A 1,407-nucleotide genomic window follows, 5' to 3' on the forward strand; every position below is an offset into this window, starting at 1 on the left:
GTGTGGTTATATAAAGGTAAGCAACTGAAGATTTATGCCTTAGAAAGTGATAATTATCAACTTCAAAATAATAGTCGTTATTTTCCCAATTTAAACATTGCCGAAATTGTTCAAGAGAGCTTGCAAATAGCACAAGAACGAAATTCAAGTGCAGCAATGCGAGAATTGCGAAGAAAATTTAATAGTGATTCATAAACTGGGAAACACCAAGAAATATCGGTTCTTGCGTTGGTTTTATGGTACGGCATTAAAATCACAGTTTTATAGAAAGTCTCAACAATTTAAAATCAATTCATAGCAAGGAATAAAGACTATAATTAAGTTTTATTTCTGATTCGATTCCATAAAAAAATACCGTAGGGGTAGGGTTTCCCTACCCTTACGAATAATACGATCGATTGATAAATCTATAGTTGGGATATTTTATTTTCTGCAAGTCTCTAAATTCTTCTAATATCAAATTAACCTTCTTCTTAAACCATAAGAATTATTAGGTATTCTAATTGTATATATTTACCCAAATTTAATATACCGCATGTTCGACTTTTGCGAAACACTAACTAGGGTGGGAAAACCCCACCCCTACGGATTTTCCGATGGGTTGGACATATCTCAATTTCCTGAAATCTGCTGTAATTCCTAATTCCTAACTATTCTTTACTCTAAAGGTACGAAGTATATTCAAGAACTTATCAAAATCAAAACTCACAGGGTCAATTCGCTGTCCCGAACGGTCTACAGAACGATGGGTGGTAATCCTATCATCAGGAACATCACTTTGGGCAATCAACCAAGCTAAGGCATAGTACTGCTCATCTGTGTATCCACTATGACTAGTGACATTTTTGCCCCAAGCATCAGGAGGAGTCTCCAAAGAAACATGATAAGCAAAATTGTTAACAGATGGGTTTAAAGTGGGATTAGTCTGCACCGTTTCCACACCATTATTACCCTCAAATACAGAATTACCAGCACCAAAAGCACGCTTATCTGGTGGAACTAAATACACTACCAAACCATTACGGGCAATTAACGTGTGATAACTAACTTGCTTATTTTCATCTCCGCTATTATTGCTCTTAAAAGTATTGACAGCGCTTTGTGCAGAATTTGTAGTCTCATGGAGAACAATAATCGGAGAATTAGCCAAAGGTGTACCATTAATATCGGTAGCAAATCTATCTCCGTAGTTACTTGAGTCAGCCCAAGCAATTGTATATTTGGGTTTATAGCTTCTAAAAGTTCCCGTAGTGGCAAATACTGGTTTGGGTAATGATTGGGGTTTGCTAACTGGATTAGTTGTTTGTATTGGTTTTGATTGTGGCTGTGGTTTTTGTGTTTCCAAATTATGACAAATCGATGAAGGTTTTTGATTTAAATTAAAACTCAATCTGTCTAATTGCACTT

At 35.7% G+C, this 1,407-nt stretch carries 1 protein-coding gene and 1 pseudogene; one reads left to right on the forward strand and one right to left on the reverse strand.

Going from position 1 to position 1,407, the window contains the following annotated elements; all coding sequences use genetic code 11:
- Nucleotides 1-195, forward strand: a pseudogene (locus CK510_RS32215) (Uma2 family endonuclease); the annotation flags it as partial.
- Nucleotides 196-646: 451 nt separating this feature from the next.
- On the opposite strand, the gene CK510_RS30365 reads toward CK510_RS32215, so the two are convergent.
- Nucleotides 647-1,407 (reverse strand): N-acetylmuramoyl-L-alanine amidase (locus CK510_RS30365; protein WP_143289525.1); only part of this gene is annotated, 761 nt, incomplete at its 5' end.

The organism is Brunnivagina elsteri CCALA 953, from assembly GCF_002289455.1.
Taxonomy (GTDB): domain Bacteria; phylum Cyanobacteriota; class Cyanobacteriia; order Cyanobacteriales; family Nostocaceae; genus Brunnivagina; species Brunnivagina elsteri.